Consider the following 19448-nt stretch of genomic DNA (forward strand, 5'->3'; position numbering starts at 1 on the left):
GGATCTGATAAAGCGCCGGAAGCGCTAAATTCTAAAAAGCTTTTGTCACGGATTCCCTTTTTACAAACTTCCGCCGATCTCTCCGTCTTACGGACTTGCGTCCACTTCTTCGATTTTCAGATCGTCGTTGTAAACCGTTCCGCTCGAAATGCTGGGCGGCGCGTATAAACCGAAATGCAATTGTGCGATCGTGTTTTTTCTGCAATACACTTTCGCTTCCGAAACGAGGGTTCCGTTCTGCCAAACTTTGACGTTCCCTTCTGGATTGGAAAAATCCAAATAGACTTTCAGCTCCACCCATTGCGACTTCGGAAACGATAACGAACTTGTTTGATACGAAGTTTGTTTCTGCCCCATCCAGGGAACGTGCATTAGATGAACAAACCCTTCGTTGTTTAAATTCACAAGAACGGGGCTGTTCCAATTATCGGAAGAATCATCCGCGATCGTCGCAAAGCTGAACCACTCGTTTTCCGGCTGCATCGTCCTCAAATTCATATCCAGCCAAACATTCATCGTGATCAAAACCGGAGTCACGAAACTTCCGCCGCTCGTCTTATGCAATTGTATCGTAGGATAACCGCGGTGATTGTTATTCACCAAAAGACTGCTCGCTGCATACGAAGAATACACCCAACCCTTGTGCGACTTTGCTCCGGTCTTAACTTGTTCGGCCGAAAGATCGTGCGAACAGGAATTGTGATAGTTCTGCGGAACGATGTAGAAGTTTGAAAAATCGGAAACGGATTCAAAGGAAGTGAAGAATGTTCTCTTTGCTTGTGTTCTCGTCGCATTGGCCGCGGAAGAACACTGCGCTTGGTTATAGGCTCCGAGTAGGAGCAAGGTTTGCATTTGACTTTCATCCGAATCGGGACGACAGCCGATCGCTACAAATGAAAAAACCAAAAGACTCGCAAAAAGTCTTTTGGTTTTGGATTTCTTTCGGAAAGTCTCTTGATCAATTTCTTTCCAAATAGGTTTCATGTTCTAACTCAACAATCCGACCGAATCGTTTTTTTCAGTTTCGGAATATTTTTCTTTCTATAGATACGATTTTAAAATCAGCTTTTTGATTCCGAAAACTTCTATCCCTTGAGAAAGCTCATCGTTTCCTGCAGATTTTTCGCGATCTGCAACAAACTCACCGCGCTTCCCGCAATCTCTTCCGAATTCGCCGCGCTGTTTTGAACCGTAATGGAAATATTCGAAACCGCGTTTGCGGTTTCCGCGATCGCCACCTTTTGTTCTTTCACGGAATTGCGGATTTCTTCGGATTTCGCGTCGACCTGATCGACTCCCGAACGGATCTTCTCCTTCTTCTCTTGTTGAAGTTCCATCGTCGCCACGATCTGATTGGAAGATTCCTTCAAATGTTCAAGACCGCTCAAGAGCTGAGCGTAAACGGTCACGGAATTTTCCACGATTCTTCTTCCGGTTTCAATCTCGGCGTTGCTCGTTTTGATGAGTTCTTCGATCGTCATCGCACTGGAATCGGTTTGTTCCGCGAGTCTCGTAATCTCGCTCGCAACCACCGCAAAACCTCTTCCGTGTTCCCCGGCTCTGGCCGCTTCGATCGCGGCGTTTAACGCGAGTAAGTTGACCTTTTCGGAAATCTCCTTAATGATCGCGGTGATGGACTGCATTTCCACGGAGCTGTTCTCGATCTTTTCCATACTTTCGGAGAGATCGCCCATCGTCTTCTTACCGGAATCGGTTTTAAGATACATTTCGGAAATCTTATCCAGAGAATTCTTAACCGCATCTCCCACCTTCGAGATCATTCCTTCCAGTTCGCGCATTTCGCCGTTAAACGAAGAAATCAAAGCATACTGGGATTCCGCGTTCCTCGTTACATATTCCATCCCGGAAGAGATTTCCTCCACGGATGCCGAAATCTCTTCCACGGAAGCGGACTCGGATTGCGCATTGGAGGAAAGATGGTCGGCCGATTGGGAAAGCTGTTCGGAAGCAGCCACGATGCTTTCCGAAAAGTTCAGGATCGTATCCAGCATCTCCTTCACCTTGATCTGAAAGAGACGGAAGGCCATGAGAAGAAGATAGAGTTCGTCCTTTTTCTTTTTGTCTTCGTCCACCTCGACCGGATGCGAAAAATCCGCGTTTATGATCGCACCGCTGACAGTGTTCAATCCTTTGACCAATTGGATCGAATAGATCACCGCGACCAAAAGGATGTACGTCAGAGTTATTCCCGAAAGAAGAATGAACACGAACCAACTGAAAGCGAATTCCTTCTCCGCTTTGATATAAATCGCGTCCGTAATTCTCAACTGAACCTGGATCAACTCTTCGATTTTCTCGGTTACCGGATCGATTCTCGGATAGAGACGCTTTTCCGCAAAAACTCCGAGTTCTTCCAAGTTTCTCGTGGTCATCAGCTCTCTCGCTTCGGCAACCGCGGCGTTTGATGCGTCAAACAAAGGAGTTAATTCCTTGATGATCACTTCCTCTTCCTTTACGAGATGCGTGGCGCTGTAAGCAGACCATTCTTTTTGAATTCCGGAAGTCGCTTTATCCAAATTGGCAACGCCTTCTTCGGGAGTAAACACTCCGCTTCTCACTTTGTGAACGCAATCCACGATAAAAATCGCGTAGAGATCGGAGATTTTCTTTAATTGTTTGAGAGGAATTACGCGATCTTCGTAGATCGTTTCTATGTCTTCGATTCTATCCTTCGTATTCGTAAGCGCTAAGCTCACCAACAAAGCGATCGGTATCAAAACCGATCCGAATAGAAGCATAAGCTTTTTTCGAATTCCTAACCTTTGGATGAATATATATATCTTTTTCATAGATTTTAAGGCGGCTAATGATAGCCTCTATCACATAGGTAGTCAAGTGTTTTCAAAAACGAGTCTGCGTTTACTTATATAAGTTTATAAAGTAAGCAGATGCGAAGATAATGTGAGTCAAAGCTCTTCTATTTTAGAGCAATTCTAAACGCAAAGAATAGCTTACACACATACAAAGGTCTATTCTAAAACGATTGAAGGAGCGTTCATTTATTTCTCGGAGGAAAAGAGATCGTATACTCGTTTCCATGGATACTTTGTAAAAGATACGAATTTGAAATGCGCCTCAAGGGAAAAAAGAGACGCAGGAAATTTATTTCTTCGGTTTAAAAAGAGACTTCGATTTGGAATGATTTTAAATTCGTATTAAAAGGAGACGTAATCAAATCGAATAGAAATACGGAAGTGTTCGACAAGAATGTCAAACCAAAGGCTTTTCGTTTCTCAAATCGCCTCGAAACGTCTTACCCATCACGTTCGGATAAAAGTCCTTCAGGCCTTGGATTACGAATTCGAACGGAAAGTCTTCGAAGACTCCTCTATGATTTACGTATTCCATAAACTTCTTCCCTTCTCCGTCGAACGAATGAAAGATCGTATCGTTTTTTCCGTCGAAGTCGAGAGGAGCGACTCCGAATCGTATGCAGAGTTCCTTGTCGAAAACGGGGGTGGCTTTGACCCAAACTCCGTCTATTAGAATTTCTGCATATCCGTGAAAAGCGAAAGTTGTCGTTCCAAGATGACGGATCAAACGTTCGCTCGCAAGATGATTGACCACATCCGAAAATCCGATCCTCGAAGGGAAACCGAGAGCCCTTGCACCGGACGCAAAAAGAATCGACTTCGGAATACAATAGTTCTGTTTACTGTCCGCGATCGTACTCGACTTATAGGATTCTTTCCGATCGTTCACTTGATACGGATTGTATCGAATCTGATCCCGAACCCCTAAATAAAATTCTGCAAGTTTTTCCAAGGGAGAATTTCCGGAGGAAGTGACGCGCTCTAAAAACTTCCGCACCGATTCGGAATCGTGATCGAGATAGTATGTGGATTTTAAAGTCGATTCCAGGGATTGCATGTTCGTACTCCGACTCGGATTTGCTTCTACTTACACTATTTTTTACGGGAACCTTCGCGTCCACTGCAATCGATCCTATAATCCGGAGAGTAAATTTGCGATTTTTCTTCCTGAAAATCGTGCGTATATTCTTGGAAATGCGAAATTATAAATTTTGATTTTTGCGACGCAAATCCGTTATAAGATTGGAAATCGCGAACGGTATTCTATCTGTTGTAAATCCGTTTTCAAAGGAGAATGTTATGAAAGAAAAACGCAATCGACGAACGATCGGAATTTTAATTCTTACGCTCGGAATTGCTTCGATTCTACCCGCCTGCCAAAACGAAAAAAGTTCGGATAAGGAGGATTCTCTTAAGAATCTGGCCTTTCTCATGGGATCTGCGGCTCCACTTAAAGAACTGAGCAATTCCGATTGCACCGATCCAGCTCCCGCATTCTCCACGTTAAACGCTGCGGGAACGTCGACTTGTTCCACTTGCCATAATTCGAGCAACGCGAACGCCGGTTTTGATATCACTTCGTACAGCGCGGTTCGAAATCGAGTGATCGTAAACGATCCTAGAAACAGCCTTCTGTTTCAAAAAATCAACACGGGCACGATGAGAATCTACAATAACGATTCGATCAACAAAGCCGTCTTCTGCTGGATTCTCAAAGGAGCCAATCCGTGATTTCGGCGCGTCTTCGTTCGGTTCGCACATTCGTTTTTTATTCTATTCTAATTTCCTGGTGCGGGTCCGCCTTCGCGGCGGATAAGAATTCCTGGATCGTTAAAGATGCGAACATTCGGTTCTTGAGCGAAGCTCCTCAGGAAACGATCCAAGGAACCGCTTCCAAAGCAGAAGGAACGGCCAATTTGGATACGAAGAAGTTCTGGTTCCGGGTGAATCTGAACGACTTAAACGTTCCCAATCGACTGATGAACAAACATATGCACGAGAATTATCTGGAAACGGAAAAGTTCCCGCTCGCTACGTTTCAAGGAAACATCGTCAAGTGGGACAAAACCTCCAAAACGGTGATCGTGGACGGAGAATTTTCGATCCACGGAATCTCCAAAAAGAACGTTAAAGTCCAGGGAACCTTCGAGGAAAAAGAAAAAGAACTTATGGTCAACGCAAACTTTGATCTGCTCCTGACAGACTTTAAAATCGAAATTCCTAAATTAGTAATTTTGAAACTGAATGAAAAAATAAGAATCGAAACATCCGTAACATGGCAAACCAAAGAATAAAACTTTTCCTTCTTCCTTTTCTGTTTTTAATCTCCTTCGGCCTTTCCGCGCAGGACCAAAGAAAGTCCGCCTTCCTCGGAAGCAGTTTGATTCACATGCCCAGCACCGAGGACGTGGGTAAAAACGGATTGGACTTCCGGTTCAATCACCGTTTCGGAAATGCGAAGTCCACTTCGTACGACTTTATCGGCTTGGACAACGGAGCCAATACGCAGCTTTCTCTCGACTACGGAGTGACCGACCGGATCACGATCGGAATCGCGAGGACTTCGTTTCAAAAAACGTACGAAGCGAGAGGGAAGGTTCGCCTTTTAACGCAAGACTCGAGCTTTCCGGTAACGGTCAGTTTTTTCGGAGTGTTCGGTCAGGAAACGGAGGAGCAGGAACGATTCTACGGTCCGTATCTCAAGGTTTCGACGGGGCTTACCACATTCGATTCCGAAGCGAATAAAAAACTGAATACGTACGAACTGACGTATACGGATCGCCAAAGCACATTGGCTTCGTTTTTGATTTCGAAACGATTCGGAGACGTCTTCTCTCTTCAACTTTCTCCGATGTTTGTTCATAGAAACTTCGTAAAAGACCATATCTCGAACGATCGAACCGGCTTGGACGTTTCGTTTCGGATTCATCTCTTCAAACGTTTGGATTTTACGTTCGGAACGATTCTCACTCCGAAGCGGGATTATATCGGAGACTCGTATGTTACCGAAGACCGCAAAACGAAAATCGGAGGGGTGGAATATTCCGCTTCGGAGATCAACGATCTTATCGCGAGAGGTAGAACGATCGACGCGGTCATCAACAACATTCTTCTTTCCAAACCGGTGGAATACATGTCGGTTCCTTTGAGTTTCGGCGTGGACTTTGAAACGGGAGGCCACGTGTTTCAATTGTTCGTTACGAACAGCCGATCCATCGCTCATACACAATTGCTCCGCGGCGCGGATTACGATTACAACAAGAAAGAATGGACCGTGGGTTTTAACATCCATCGGTATTTTTCCTTGGAGAGTTCGGAGAACGCTGCGGCGCAAAAAACGAATTAAAAGTGCGTAACGTTCTTCGGCCTACGGTTTTCTCGATCGAACAAAGAACGTTTCGATGAAGAATGGAGGATCGTGTTCCGAGAAGATCGGGAAGGCGCGGTGATTGCTGCGTTTTACTTTCAGAAACAAGGGAGACGATGATCGCTCCCCGATCGAAAATCCTTCCCGATTCACCGTTATCCGCCTTTTGCCATGAGATATTTTTCCATGAATTCGGTGATGTCCTTGATGTTTCGATTGATCATCTTTCTGAGTTCGGGAGGAATATTCTGCGATTTGATAACCCGATAGTAGTTCAGCGCGTTCTTGAGCATCTTCCTTCTCGCAAACTCCTGCGCTTTTACGAGCATCGGCTTATACTTGTAATAGGAGTATTCCATAATACTGTAATTCTTGGAAAGCTTGAAAGCGTGCGGAATCTTGTCGAAGTCGTAGGTCAAAGTCAAGAACGGAGCATCGTCCACTTCCGGAGGTTTTAATTCCAGAATCCCGTGGATCATTCTCGGTTCTTCTTCTTTGGAACCTCCGCCGGATTCTTCTCCGCCTCCTTCTTCCTCCTCCGTTTCCTCGTCGAACGGTTGCAAACCTCCTTCGAGAACCTCGATCTCGGGGGCTTCGTCCGCTTCCGGAGTCGTCGGAGTTGGAGCGAGATGCGGAATCTCCGGAGTCGCTTCGGCCGTCTTTTGATATTCAGGATCGGGCAGACCTATTTTAGGAAGTTCGAATGGTTTAAGGTCTTGTTCTTGCGCCGGAGAAGGAGCCGCTTCGAAGCGAACTTCCCCGGAAGGAGCTGGACTCGGAGCAGCCGGCGGAACTTCATCCGGAGGACGGACGGTTTTGTCCTGTGGATCGGGAAGTCGGATCGGTACGAGTTCGATCTTAGGAACGACGGGAGCCAAAAACGGAGGAAGGTCGTCCCGCATCGGCGGCATTTCCGACCAGTCGTATGCAGGCGTTTCAGGCGGAGGAGTTTCGGCTCGTTCTTGCCTTTTCTGTTCTTCCTTTTGTTTGAGATAGTCGTCTCGAAGTTTGAATAGATCCTCTTGTCGGCGGTCGTCTCCCTGCCTACGATCCTTTCGAGTCGGATCTTCACCGCGGCGATCACTACCGGACCGCCTGCTTTCTCCGGTTCGGCGATCGACTAAAGGAAGGTCTTTGAACTTCTCCCATTCTTCCGAGAAGAATGTGTCGTCGGGAAGATCCATCGCGTTCGGATCCAGATGTTCTTTGGAAGAAGGTGCGGACGGAACTCCGCCCCCGCCTCCGGAACTATAACTCAACGGCTCACTCTCTACGGATCGTTCGCCGCCTCCGCCGCTGGAAGCTGAAGGAGTTCCCACACCGGAACCGCCTCCTCCACCCGAGGAAAAGCCTTCGTCACCGTCAAATCGGCCTGGTCCATCTCCGGACCCACCGGCTCCCCCGGAACCTGCAGCGCCCGGAGCAGGGGATCCTGAAGGAGTTCCCACGCCAGGACCTGCTCCGCTCCCGCCGCCACCTCCCCCCATAGGAAAAGTCGGATAAACGGCTCCACCACCGGCTAAGGATTCCGGACTTGGAGGAGGAATGCTCCCTGGAGGCAAGGCCGGACCGGGACTGAAGACATGATAAGAAATCGGCCCTGGAGGCAAACTACCGGGCAAGGTCGGAGGACCGGGCACCGCACCGGGATCCAAAGGAGAAAGCGGAAGTGAAATCGGATTGGAAAATCCTTTCGAAATCGTATCGCCTAACGACTCGCTGATGTCCTTGATGGCGCGGACCAAATCTCCCAACGGAATCGGAGGTCCGCCATCGTCGGGACGATAGACTTCCTCTTCGTCGCTCTCGAGATGATTCTGGATTTGATCGATATTCTCCTGAATCTTCCCTTGAATCTCTTCATCGGGAACTCGAGTCTTGGTTCTTTTATAAATTTCTAATGCGCCGTTGTAGCTTTCCTTATCAACGAGAGCTTCCGCATTGATGAGAGGACGACGATGATTCGCAAATTTGGAATTGCTGCGAATGATATCGTCGACCTTGTTCTTAAGATCTAACTTAGGCTTTTTACGAAGACCGGGAAAATCTTCTTTGTGTTTTTGCGCGTCTTCCTTTCCGGGTCTTGGTCCTCCTCCGGACGAAGCCTGCGCACCCGCACCGCCCGTGGACGGAAGACCGGCTCCCGATTGTTGTCCCGCGCCTCCCGGAGCGCCCGGTTGAGAAACGGGAATTTCTTTTCCGCGATCCCCGCGAACGTTAGTCCCACCGCCGCCCGGTCCCGCACCGCCCGCTCCTCCGGAAGCCGATTTTCCCGAAGCGGAATCGCCGTCTTTCGAGGTGGGTTTGTCTCTAAAGAGAGTGTAGGCTCCGGCCCCGGCGGATAAAAGACCTAACATGAATAAGAGGAGTGTTGTCATAGGGCGAAGCTACTGTTCTTAAAATCGACCAAACCGGATACCGATCTTGAACTCATTCGGACTTCTTTTTGTAATTGACGTCATGGATGTATAGTATAATTCTGACTTATGAAAGCTTCGGTTCGGGCAAACTTAAGTTTTGGATCCAGTCCAGACAATCCGGACGGACTTCAATTGAAAATCACCTTTGACGAAGATACTCAATCCGCATACGGTGACTTCACTTGTCCGGAAAAGTTTCAAGGTCAACCAGACGTAATTCATCCAGGAATTATATCTACGATCTTAGACGAAATCATGGTCAAAATCAACGAAGCCATGAATTTCAAAACAACCACGGGTGAACTGACGATTCGTTTTCTTCAGCCTGCCTTCGTCAACCAACCGCTCCATTTGCGCGGATGGTTTGTGAAGAAGAACAAGAAAGTGATCGAAAACAGAGCCGAGATCGAAAACGAGATCGGAAAAATCGTAGCTCGTGGAAAAGGCAAGTACATCGAAGTAGACGACTGATCTTTCTTCCGCAATCAAACCGCCGATGTGGTGAAACTGGTAGACGCAGTGGATTCAAAATCCACCGGGGGCAACTCTGTGTCGGTTCGAGTCCGACCATCGGCAAGATTAATAACCACGACAAGATTGGGACTCGAAGCGAGCTTTGGTAAAGCATTTCGAGGTCTCGTAAAGAGCGAAGAAATGCTTCCGAGGAGCAGGATGTTCCGAGGCCAAAGCGAGACGCCGTAGAGCTGAATTCATCATGGATGATGAATTGCGTAACGGCGAGTCCGACCATCGGCAAGATTTAAAACTTCAAAACGAGCATCCTTTGGGCGGCTCCTGCCATTTCCCCAAAAACCGCAGACCTTTTCGAAACCCGGCAGGACCGAGCTCTTCCGCGACTTCGCTTTCGCTTCGGTCACTCCGTGACCGCGTTCTCTCACTCGCAATCGCTCGTTCGATTCCGCGCCGCTTCGATCTCTGCCGCATTTGTTGGAACTCCCGCAGCCTTGTCAAATCACATTCAAAAACCGGAATGCTTTTAGTAGCTTTTGTTCGTAAGAATTCTGGAAAAGACGGGATTTCGATCCTTACTCGCGATAAGCTGTAGAATACAACAGCTCAAAACCGCAAAGGCGAGAATAAACGAAACTCCCGCTTCTCCCTGAAAACCGAGTATGGAAATATGGGAACCGATGGCGCCGATCATGATTACCGTCGCGATCATCGCACCGAGCCAGCTCGTCTGAGGAATCAATAATAACAAAACGACACCAAGCTCGAAAAATCCGACCACATAACGCCCAAAAGGTTCGGCGTCCAATGCGGTAAACGTAGCGATGGAACGTTCCGCTCCGGAAAGTTTAAAGTAAAATGCCGGAGTCAAAATCGCAATCGCAATGATCCTTGTCGTCCAATCTAATATTTTTTTCATAGACCTACTCCACTTTTAGCGTTCCTATTCTAACAACTGGAGAATGTCATCGCAAGGACTTTTCCGAAAAAGCAACGATCATAAAACCGGAAACCACACCGATTTATTTTTTTCTAATGAAGTCTAATTCGTCGATCGATCCGTCCAACCCGATTCGAATCTTCCGTTTCGCTTTAACGCATCTTCGAAAAAATCTCTTTCGACTTGATCGATCGCTTTTAAGATCAGCTTCATCTCTAAATCGGAAAGACCTTGAAAGAGTTCTTCTCCCTTTTGAAGAATAGCGAGACCCAATCGGATTCCGGCGACGTCTTCGGAAGTATATGTCTTCGGTTTGCTTTCCATCTTTGCGACAATCGCCTTCATCATCGAAACGATTTTAGCGAGAAGTTCGCGATTCGACAAGGTTTCGAAAAGTTTTACGACGTCCTCTCTGAACTGATCCGCTTCCTTTTTGGGAACGCGCGCAATGATTCTTTCGAATACGATTTCGTTCTCAGGATCGTTTCCGGCTCTCAATTCTGCCTTAGTGAATTCGAACATAAGCGCTTCGAAATGTCTCGCAGTAAGATACGAATGAAGCGCAGCAAATCCGGTTTTAAACGCCGCCCCGATATGCCTTCCGAAACTGAGAGCCGCGGCTCCTAAGGAGCCGATCAAACCGAAAACCTTGGAAGGACTGTGAACGAAACCCGAAAGTGAATCAAAAGCGCCGTCCAAAAGAACGCGCCCTTCGTATTCCGGATAAAGGAGTTCCAAAAAATATTTCAAAAGAGTATCGACGACCGAACGGGGAATCGCGCGCAATTCCGGATAACGTTCCAAGTTGGCTGCGGAATATCTTCGGATCAAAGAAGAACGATACGCGCTGATGAGAATCGGAAAATCCGGATCCCGGAGAAAATTTTTCATCTTACGAAAGGATGAAATTCTCCATTGGGGAGTAAATCAGAAAAAAAGAACAACGATCTTGAACCGCAATCATCGCACTTAGACTTTGAAGTTCGCTAAGAATTGCAGAGCCGCCTCGGCGGGCATCGGCTTGCTATAAAAATAACCTTGTCCTTTATCGCAGCCTTCCCGTTTCATCAACTCCCCGACTTCGGCGGTTTCGATTCCTTCGGCAACGACCGTCATTCCGAGTTTGTGACCGAGATCGATCGCAGCCTGACAGATAAAGAGCGCTTCCTTATCATACGGAGCCACGCTCACGAAGGATCGATCGATCTTGAGTTCCGTAAACGGATAACGATGGATCTGTTTCAAGGAAGAATAACCGATTCCGAAGTCGTCGACGGAAAGGCCGATCCCGCGGATCCGAATCCGAGTAAGAATATCGAGAGTCGACGTGATGTTTTCCAATAGCTGCGTTTCCGTCACTTCCACGATGAGCTGATTGTTTTTTAAGCCGAACCCCTCGATCATCTTGGAAATCGTTTCGGGAAGAATGAGTTTGTTCATGCTTACCGGAGAAACGTTAACCGCAACCGCGATACCGGGGAATTGTTTGTTCCAAATCGAACACTGACCGAGCGCCTGTAAGATCAACTTCTCCGTCATTGCATCCATCAAACTCGGATACGATTCCAAAGTGGGAATGAACGAATCGGGAAAAACAAGCCCTCGCACCGGATGAGACCAACGCACCAAGGATTCGAAACCGGAAACGGTTCCCGTTTTAAAATTAATCTTAGGCTGATAAAAAAGACGAAACTGATCTTCTCGAATTCCTTGTTCGATCTCTTCTGCTGTGATCGCCGAAGCCGGTTCCGCCGCGGGTCGTTTGCCGACTGCGGAAGAATTGACAGAATCGTTCTTGTTATCGGAAATCAATCCCGTTAGAACTCTTTGATATTCTTGAATTCGAATGGGTTTTTCCAAAACGCCGGAAATTTTCAATCCGTATTGAATCGCGAGAGATTCCGCACTTTGTAACACGCGGCGATCCGCGCCGCTGATGAGAATCACCGAAACGGATAATTTTTTTCCGGATAACATCCGTAAAACGTCCACCCCGTCCACGCCGGGGATCATCAGATCTAAAATAATATATTGCGTATGATCGCCCAGCTTTTCAAAGAATACCCCGGCTTCGTGCGTAATCGTAACTTCAAAGCCGCATTGTTTGGCTAGATCTCCGAGGATGCCGGCGATCTCTTCCTCGTCGTCTAGAATCAGTAAATTGGGTGGAGGGGGCTGATTCATGAATGGCTAATTTACAATCGACCGAAATGATTCACAAGAGATTTTCGGGAAATCGGCCAAAGGATTTCAGAAGAATTTTCAGCTCCGTTTTCCGGAACGGATGCGGAAACGAAAAACGTTTTCAACATAGAATTCGACTTCTCAGCATTTCTGCAAATTTCCTTCCACTGCGGGAAGGATTCTCCCCAACATTCCGAGAATAAAACGGCCTTTCCTTTCACTTTTGAAAGTTCGGATTGAAAGGATGTCAATTCTTGAAATCGGCGAACCTGAAATCCTAAAGTCCGAAAGACATAAGACGTTCTCTTCGACGTTTCTCCCTCCCCCGTAAAATAAAAGATTTCGGCTCCTTCGCCGAAGGCGACTTTTCCCGGGAAATGCGCGTTCGGTTGCCGTTCTTCCAAGGGAAAGTAGGCGTAAAAGTCGAAACCAAAACCGGGATGTGATTCGAAGGCGATTTTGCCGCCGCTTCGTTTAACAAATCCGAAGACCATGGAAAGCCCGAGCCCGGAACTTTTTCCTTTCGGTTTCGTAGTGATAAACGGTTCGAAAATTTTATCCGCGAAGTTCGCGTCCGCTCCCCGTCCGTTATCCGCGATCCGGAGCAAAAAATAATTTCCGATTTCTAAACCGAATTCCTTCGATTCCTTGGAAGAAGTCACGGCGACCGTATCCGTTTCGATCAGAACGATTCCTCCCGATTCTTCCACGGCTTCCTTTGCGTTTTGAAGCAAATGCATGAGACAATTTGCAAATTCGCTTCGATCGATTTTGCACTTGGCTCCTTGCCCTCCCGGTTCGAAAACCACCCGAACGTTTTCCGGAAACGGTTCGACGGGTTTTTCCAAATATTCCGCGATCCATCGATCCGGTTCTACGGATTCGGGATTGAGGGATTGTTTTCGGGAGAAGTTTAGAAGTTTCTTATTTACTTCCGCGCCGCGCATCACCGCTCCTTGCGCGGAATTGATTCGACTGAGAACGTTCGGCTGCTCCCTGCATTGCATTTCCAAAAGGTCCAAATTCGCAATGATGATGTTTAGAATATTATTAAAATCGTGAGCGATCCCGCCCGCAAATCGGGCGATCGTTTCCATTCTTAGGAGAAGCGGGTCCGCAACTCCATTCTCTTTTTTGAATGTTTCTTGCTTTCTATTTTGCAAAAGCGCGAAAAAGACTTTGGCGAGAGTAAACGTCGAAAGAGTCTTTTTATCCAAATATCCTTGAAATCCCGCTTCTTCCGCTAACGATGCGATTTCCGAATCAGGCAAACCGGAAATCAAAACGGCGGGTGCAAATCCGGACGCAGAACGGATTTCTTTTAATAATTCAGGACCGGTCTTCTGCCCTAAAAAATGATCGATCACGTAGATTTCGTAAGCATCGGAATTTGATCGGATACTCGCAAGAGCCGCATCCGCATCCTGAAAACGAGTCACTTTGTATTTTGGATATGGAATATCGCCGAGATATTCCTTAAAAAGAATAAAATCTTCCTCGTCGTCTTCGACTAACAGCACTTCGACGACATCGAACGAATCGTCAGGAAACAACGGGAAGCTCCACGATTTCGAGCCAATATTGTCCGAGAGTCCGGATCGTTTCCATAAAGGCTCCGAACTCGACCGGTTTACGGATAAAGGAATTCGCTCCGAGATCGTAAGTCTGCAGCATATCTTCTTCTTCCCGGGAAGTCGTCAAAACGATAACCGGTATCTTTTTGAATTCGGGAATGGTCTTGATCGTTTTCAGAACCTCTCTTCCGTCCATCTTGGGCATATTCAGATCCAGAAGAATGATTCCGGGACGAGGGTATTTTACAATATCCGAATATTCTCCTTTGTTTTGAAGAAATTCGAACAGTTCCTCGCCGTCCTTTACGAAATGAAGCGGATTGATTAGGTTATTCTCCCGAAATCCGTCGCGCATCAAAAGACGATCGTCCGGATCGTCCTCCGCGACGAGTATATGAATGGAATTTTGATTTTTGATTTCAGGCCTCATCGTTTTTTAAACGCCGGAAAGCGTTCCCGGCAGATCCACATAAAACGTGGAGCCTTTGCCCAAGGCGCTTTCCGCGTAGATTCTTCCTCCGTGAAGTTCCACGATCTTCTTGCAAACCGCAAGACCGATTCCGTTTCCTTCAAAGTCTTCTCGACTGTGCAATCTTTGAAAGAGCGTAAATATCTTATCACCGTGCTTTTTGTCAAAGCCGATTCCGTTGTCGAAAAACGTAATTTGAATCCAATCCGGCTCGGTCGGATGCGGAGTGCACTGGATGATGACTTCCGGCGTTTCGCTTTTGTTGAACTTCAGACCGTTCTTGATCAGATTCTGAAACACCATTCCGATCTGAGAAGGATCGCACCAGGTAAAACCGAGTTTGGAATCCACAACCTTCGCGTTTCTTTCCTTACTATAAATTTCCAAATCACCGATCGCATCCTTGAGAATCTTCGTAAGATCCGCCAACTGAAACGGCTTAGCACGGCTCTTGATGCGGGAATACGATAAAAGACCTTCGATCAAGTTCGACAAACGATGTGCGGAAGACGACATTCTTTGAATGTAATCCACGGATTCCGAATCGAGATTGGAAACCTTACGAAGAAGCCGATCCCCGAACGCCATAATCTTTCGCAGCGGTTCTTGAAGATCGTGAGAGGCGATAAAGGCGAAGTCTTCCAGATCCGCATTGGAACGCTGGAGTTCCTTGGTCAGATTCTCGAGTTTTACCTGAGCCTTTTGCATTTCGGTGATGTCTTTTCCGGTCGTGTATATCAATCCGTTTTCGGCGGAAAAGGTGGTTTTCCAGATGATGCTTTTAATCGCCCCGCTTTTAGAGACGTATTTGAAAGTTTCCGTAACGTTCTGTTGGTTCGCGCGAAAACTTTCGCGCAGTTTTTTCATACGTTCCCGATCTTCCGCGACTGCGAGATCCAGTAGATCGATCGTTTCCAATTCCTTTTGAGTGTAGCCCAACACTTCTTCCCAAGCGGAATTTCGCTCGATGACTTTCCCGTCCAATCTCGTGATCTGAAACATATCCCCCGATAGTTTAAAGAATTGATCCTTCTCCTCTTCCGCTTCCTTGTTCCCGAAAAGAACCTCGATCTGATCCGAAACGAATTCAAACATTTGTATATAAGAACTTTCTAAATTGAGTTCCATCGAAGTGCAGAATTCCAGGACATAACTCTCGTGTCCCGTCCGGAGAGGAATGGCGATCCAGGATCGGATGCCCGATTGAATCGCCTGTCTCGTCCTTTTGAAATCCTTTTCCTTTTGAATGTCTTTGATAAAACGGATTTTCCCCGTCGAAAAAACCTTTCCGATCATTCCTTCCCCGGAGGAGAAACTCGTTTCGAACGAAGACATTCTATAACGCAGATAAATCGCCTCGGAGGAATACCAGGCGGAATTCTCCTCCAATAAAATCTCGTCGTTGTTGTATCTCCAAGCCTGCGCAAAATCCCAAGGGGTCGCCTTGCAGATTTCCTCAAAAAGAATTTCGAACGACTCCTTCACTCCGGAAGCCTTGGGGATTCGCAAAGAAATCGCCTTCAGGATTTCCTGTTCTGAATCCCTTCTTCTTTTTTCCGTAATGTCCTGAAAGAAAACGGAAACTCCTTCCTCGAATGGAAACACTCGAAACTCGACCACGTTGCCGCTTTCCTCGATCCGGTATTCGAACGTAAGCGGTTTTCGCGTCTGTACCGCCAGTTCGTATTTGTCCCGGAAAAACTGCGCGGAAGGCTGGAAATAAATATCCCAGATATTTCTGCCGATCAATTCTTCTTTCGATTTTCCTAATATACCGATCGCTTGTTTGTTTACGCTGATAAATTTCCAGTCCTTTGAAAGCGCGAAATAACGATCGGACATACTTTCGATGATCGATTCTTTTTCGGAACGATTCTGCTTGAGCGCGTTCGATGTTTCGATCGTTTCGGACACGTTCGTTAAAGTGGCAAGAACCGCAACCGAATCGCCGAACGGAATCCGATTCGCATTGATCTTCATGTATAAGATCTTTTTATCCTTTCTCCAATGTCTCCAAATGCCTCTGGATTGAATACCGGCTTCCTTTGCGAAATTTTTGATCACCGTTTCCATATCGACCCGATCCTCGGGCGGACGGATTTCCAAAAGATTCATCGAATAGAATTCTTTTCTGGAAAATCCGTACAGATGAATCGCCGCGTCGTTCACCGCGAGAAATCGAAGCGTCGACGGATCGAAGAGAAACGCGGGTTCGGGCAATCGGTAAAAGATGGAATCGTTCAACGAATTTTCCGGAACCAAATCGTAATCCCCTTCTTCCGAAAGAATCTCAAAGGTGTAAAGGCGATACGTTAGTCCGTCTTCGCGGAGAAGATCCTTCCAATCGAAACGCAGGATCCGGTTCTCCGCAAAAAGAGTATCAAAATATTCATAATCTTGAATATGTTTCAGCAGAATTTTTTCCGTAAAGTCGGCGTAGTTTCGAATCTTACCGTGAAGATGCAGCAAAAAAGACGAAAAAGAATCCGGCTCGCGGGCAAAACCGCGGAATCCCCAAAAACGCTTACATCCTTCGGAAAAAAGGATTTTTCCGGAAGGACGCTCCTCCAAGAGAGAGATCTTGTCTTGAAAGGAAGGAATTTCTAAAGCGAATTCCTCCAAGGATTGAATTTTGGAAGGTTGCATCGTGGTCGCCGAAGAAGGACAATTCTAACTTCAACGCAAAAAGGATTTCAATTAAAAAATGAGAATTTACGAATTTAGTTTTTTCTTAATTTCGTTTTTCCAGATGTGAACTTTCTTTCTTCCGGCCTCGTATCCGATTTCGTACAGTTTTTGAAACTGATCCCAGTCGAACGTCGAATAACCGCCCACCGGAAGTTCTATGTATAAGTCCGAGTTTTCGCGGGTTCTGTTCAACGTATTCTTACTCGAAAGCATCAACGAACGCATCATGATTTCCGCAAAACCCGTATACTTCGTTTTTAAACTTTGTCTTTTTAAATGATGAAACAATAAATTCAAAAAAGAGGGAGCTTCTCCCAAATACTGAGGGCCGAGCAAGTTATGATACATTAAATCCTTATCCGCTTGTCCCCCTCTCCCCAAATCCACGGAAATCAAAATTCCCGCCCCTCTTTCTTTTAAGATCGAACCGGGAAGATTATCAAGCAAACCTCCGTCCACATACAATTCTCCGCTTTCCGAAAAGGGAGGAAAGATTCCGGGGATCGACGTGCTGGATCGAACCGCCTTCCACAACAAACCTCTGTCGAAAACCTTTCGTTCCGCTTTCGTAAGATTGCAAGCGACCGCATAAAAAGGAATCAAAAGCGTTTCGATGTTTCTATCCTTAAAGAATTCGTGAATCGCATTCGAATATCGTTTTCCACGTACGAGAGAAACGAAGGGAAACGTAAAGTCTCCGAGTATGTTCCGATCCAACCAAAAGTTTCGGATTAACGGAAGAATATCGGACGAACTGAGTCCCATCGCGAACAAGCCTCCCATGATCGCGCCCGCGCTCGTTCCTGAAATCATATCGACCGGTATATCGTTCTCTTCAAAACACTTCAACAAACCGAGATGCGAAAAACCTTTGGCCCCTCCTCCCGATAATGCGACACCGATGCTTTTACCGGTCAATCTGCGGGAAAGTCTTCCGAAGTCCGCGTCCACGTCTCTTCGAATGATCGAATGCGAGATCGACGGAAAATCCGTTAGGATCGCTTCGATTTTTTTCCAATTCGTAAAGCCGGAATCGATCAAAAAAACGAGTTCTTTTTGAATTTCTCCGGGCAACATGGAATTCGCCGTTTCGTATTCCAATTCAAGAGGAGAGTTCGGATCGATCAGAATTAAGATACGATCCGACTGACGAAAACAAGTTTCCCGCCAACCCGGATTCCGCGAGTCCGTCCTAAATATAAGCTTATCATAATATTTTTCCAGACGATAAAACCAATCCACCAAGTCGCCGATACGATAGGTTTTCGATCCGTTGCGGCCTCGGGCGGGAACTTTGGCTCCGAACTCCTTTCGAAACGCATTCGAATCCACTAATATCGTTTTTCCGAACGTCTTCAGGCCGTTCTGAAGGGACGCATAAAACCGTTCGGGAATCACCGAGGCGTTCAGCGGAAAAATGGAAACGGTTCGAACCGAATTCGCACGGCGATAGCCTTGGTTTCTTTCGGTTCCGAGTCGATGCGCGATCGTTCCTGTGATTTGAAAAAGAGCTTCGGGAGAATGAGCGAAACTCTTCCGAAAATCCTCCCTTGAAATCCGAACGACTTGGCTGGTTCGGAGCGCGACGACCGTCGCGGAACGTTTGTCCCCGCTCAACAGCGACATCTCTCCGATAATATCACCTTTTCCTAATTCGCCTTCGGCGAGAATTTCTTTGCTTTTGGAACGGACCGTCCAAGACAATCGGCCGGAAACAAGAATGTACATCGAGTCGCCGACGTCTCCTTGTTTGAGAAGAATTTCTCCGCCCGGAATCACGAGCCATTCCATTCTCGATTCGAGTTTGGAAAGAGTGGACTTATCGAGATGAAACAAAAGTTCGACCGAGGAAAGGAAAGCCATCAGCTCTTTTTTGGAGGGTCTGAGCTTGGAAACGTGAAAGAGATGATTCTCTCGATTGAGATCCGCGATCCATTTTCTCCAAGAACGAATTTTGGAAACGATTTTGGTTAGATCACGGAGCGGTATATAAAGAATCTCTGATGTTCCGGAATGAAGGATTTTATCCGGTCGATGCAGAAAATAATCTCCCGGAAACAATTCTCGGAGAATCAGATCCTTTTCTTCTCCGTTTAAAAGCGTTTCTTCGAGTTTTCCCGAAAGAACAAGACAAAGCGAACCGGGTTCCGTTTTTGGAACGGAGGAATTCGGATTCCATTCCGCGAACTTGAGTCGGCTCGCGACGAACTCCTCTTCGGCGGCGCCGTTCCATCCGGGAAACGCGGAAGATGTTTTGGAACGGAACCCGCGCAGTTGTTTGAGAAGTTTTCGATCGGAACCTGGAGGATTCATATTCTAGTTAGTCGTTCATTTTTGGCTATTCCCAGCGTTCCGGCAATTACTATATCCGCGTTGTCGAGTCGAAATCGAATCTTTTTTCATTGATAAAAATCGTTCCCGTTCGAACGGCACTCGAAACCGATCCCAAAATCGACGTCGCTTTCCGATCGGCAATTTGGTCTTTTAAACTTTACCGGTTG

At 46.7% G+C, this 19448-nt stretch carries 15 protein-coding genes and 1 tRNA gene; 5 read left to right on the forward strand and 11 right to left on the reverse strand.

The window, feature by feature from the left end:
* Window positions 1–87 precede the first annotated feature (87 nt).
* The 3 genes from LFX17_RS12850 to LFX17_RS12860 all read right to left on the reverse strand — a co-directional run bounded on the left by LFX17_RS12850 (window position 88) and on the right by LFX17_RS12860 (window position 3891).
* Window positions 88–852, reverse strand: coding sequence for a heparin lyase I family protein (locus tag LFX17_RS12850; protein WP_238746996.1), 765 nt, complete (start codon window positions 850–852; stop codon window positions 88–90).
* 233 nt (window positions 853–1085) lie between these two features.
* Window positions 1086–2810, reverse strand: a complete 1725-nt coding sequence (locus tag LFX17_RS12855) for a methyl-accepting chemotaxis protein (RefSeq protein WP_255717819.1) — start codon at window positions 2808–2810, stop codon at window positions 1086–1088.
* 421 nt (window positions 2811–3231) lie between these two features.
* Entirely contained in the window at window positions 3232–3891 is a 660-nt protein-coding gene (locus LFX17_RS12860) for a transglutaminase-like domain-containing protein (RefSeq protein ID WP_238730606.1), read from the reverse strand.
* Window positions 3892–4133: 242 nt separating this feature from the next.
* Between LFX17_RS12860 and LFX17_RS12865 the strand changes: the two genes are divergently transcribed.
* The 3 genes from LFX17_RS12865 to LFX17_RS12875 are packed head-to-tail and all read left to right on the forward strand — an operon-like array spanning window position 4134 to window position 6180.
* Complete coding sequence (locus tag LFX17_RS12865; protein WP_238746997.1) at window positions 4134–4565, forward strand: LIC11213 family lipoprotein; 432 nt, start codon at window positions 4134–4136, stop codon at window positions 4563–4565.
* A gap of 44 nt (window positions 4566–4609) precedes the next feature.
* On the forward strand, window positions 4610–5128 hold the full coding sequence (locus LFX17_RS12870) for a YceI family protein (RefSeq protein WP_238747779.1): 519 nt from the start codon (window positions 4610–4612) through the stop codon (window positions 5126–5128).
* Window positions 5110–6180: a DUF5777 family beta-barrel protein gene (locus tag LFX17_RS12875; protein WP_238746998.1), complete on the forward strand. Its 1071-nt coding sequence runs from the start codon at window positions 5110–5112 to the stop codon at window positions 6178–6180. Before LFX17_RS12870 ends, LFX17_RS12875 begins: the two co-directional genes overlap by 19 nt.
* A 176-nt stretch (window positions 6181–6356) precedes the next feature.
* Here the strand turns inward: LFX17_RS12875 and LFX17_RS12880 are convergent, their stop codons facing one another.
* A complete protein-coding gene (locus LFX17_RS12880) occupies window positions 6357–8558 on the reverse strand; it encodes a hypothetical protein (protein ID WP_238747781.1) in 2202 nt (733 codons plus the stop codon).
* 129 nt (window positions 8559–8687) lie between these two features.
* Between LFX17_RS12880 and LFX17_RS12885 the strand changes: the two genes are divergently transcribed.
* Entirely contained in the window at window positions 8688–9092 is a 405-nt protein-coding gene (locus tag LFX17_RS12885; RefSeq protein ID WP_000648186.1) for a PaaI family thioesterase, read from the forward strand.
* 21 nt (window positions 9093–9113) lie between these two features.
* Window positions 9114–9197, forward strand: a tRNA-Leu gene (locus LFX17_RS12890).
* Window positions 9198–9618: 421 nt separating this feature from the next.
* Here LFX17_RS12890 and LFX17_RS12895 read toward each other — a convergent pair.
* The 7 genes from LFX17_RS12895 to LFX17_RS12925 all read right to left on the reverse strand — a co-directional run bounded on the left by LFX17_RS12895 (window position 9619) and on the right by LFX17_RS12925 (window position 19260).
* The gene (locus LFX17_RS12895) at window positions 9619–10011 is read right to left on the reverse strand and encodes a DoxX-like family protein (RefSeq protein ID WP_238730610.1); all 393 of its coding nucleotides are present in this window, start codon (window positions 10009–10011) and stop codon (window positions 9619–9621) included.
* A gap of 123 nt (window positions 10012–10134) precedes the next feature.
* Window positions 10135–10923 (reverse strand): hypothetical protein, encoded by a 789-nt coding sequence (locus LFX17_RS12900; protein WP_238730611.1) that lies wholly within the window; start codon window positions 10921–10923, stop codon window positions 10135–10137.
* Window positions 10924–11001: 78 nt separating this feature from the next.
* Window positions 11002–12216: an EAL domain-containing response regulator gene (locus LFX17_RS12905; protein WP_238746999.1), complete on the reverse strand. Its 1215-nt coding sequence runs from the start codon at window positions 12214–12216 to the stop codon at window positions 11002–11004.
* An 11-nt stretch (window positions 12217–12227) separates the two neighbouring features.
* Window positions 12228–13769, reverse strand: coding sequence for a hybrid sensor histidine kinase/response regulator (locus tag LFX17_RS12910; protein WP_238747001.1), 1542 nt, complete (start codon window positions 13767–13769; stop codon window positions 12228–12230).
* The gene (locus LFX17_RS12915; RefSeq protein ID WP_238730614.1) at window positions 13759–14220 is read right to left on the reverse strand and encodes a response regulator; all 462 of its coding nucleotides are present in this window, start codon (window positions 14218–14220) and stop codon (window positions 13759–13761) included. Before LFX17_RS12915 ends, LFX17_RS12910 begins: the two co-directional genes overlap by 11 nt.
* 6 nt (window positions 14221–14226) lie before the next feature.
* Window positions 14227–16905, reverse strand: a complete 2679-nt coding sequence (locus LFX17_RS12920) for a PAS domain S-box protein (RefSeq protein ID WP_238747003.1) — start codon at window positions 16903–16905, stop codon at window positions 14227–14229.
* A 66-nt stretch (window positions 16906–16971) separates the two neighbouring features.
* Window positions 16972–19260 (reverse strand): patatin-like phospholipase family protein, encoded by a 2289-nt coding sequence (locus LFX17_RS12925; RefSeq protein ID WP_238730616.1) that lies wholly within the window; start codon window positions 19258–19260, stop codon window positions 16972–16974.
* Window positions 19261–19448: the final 188 nt, after the last annotated feature.

This window comes from Leptospira sanjuanensis (genome assembly GCF_022267375.1).
Taxonomy (GTDB): domain Bacteria; phylum Spirochaetota; class Leptospiria; order Leptospirales; family Leptospiraceae; genus Leptospira; species Leptospira sanjuanensis.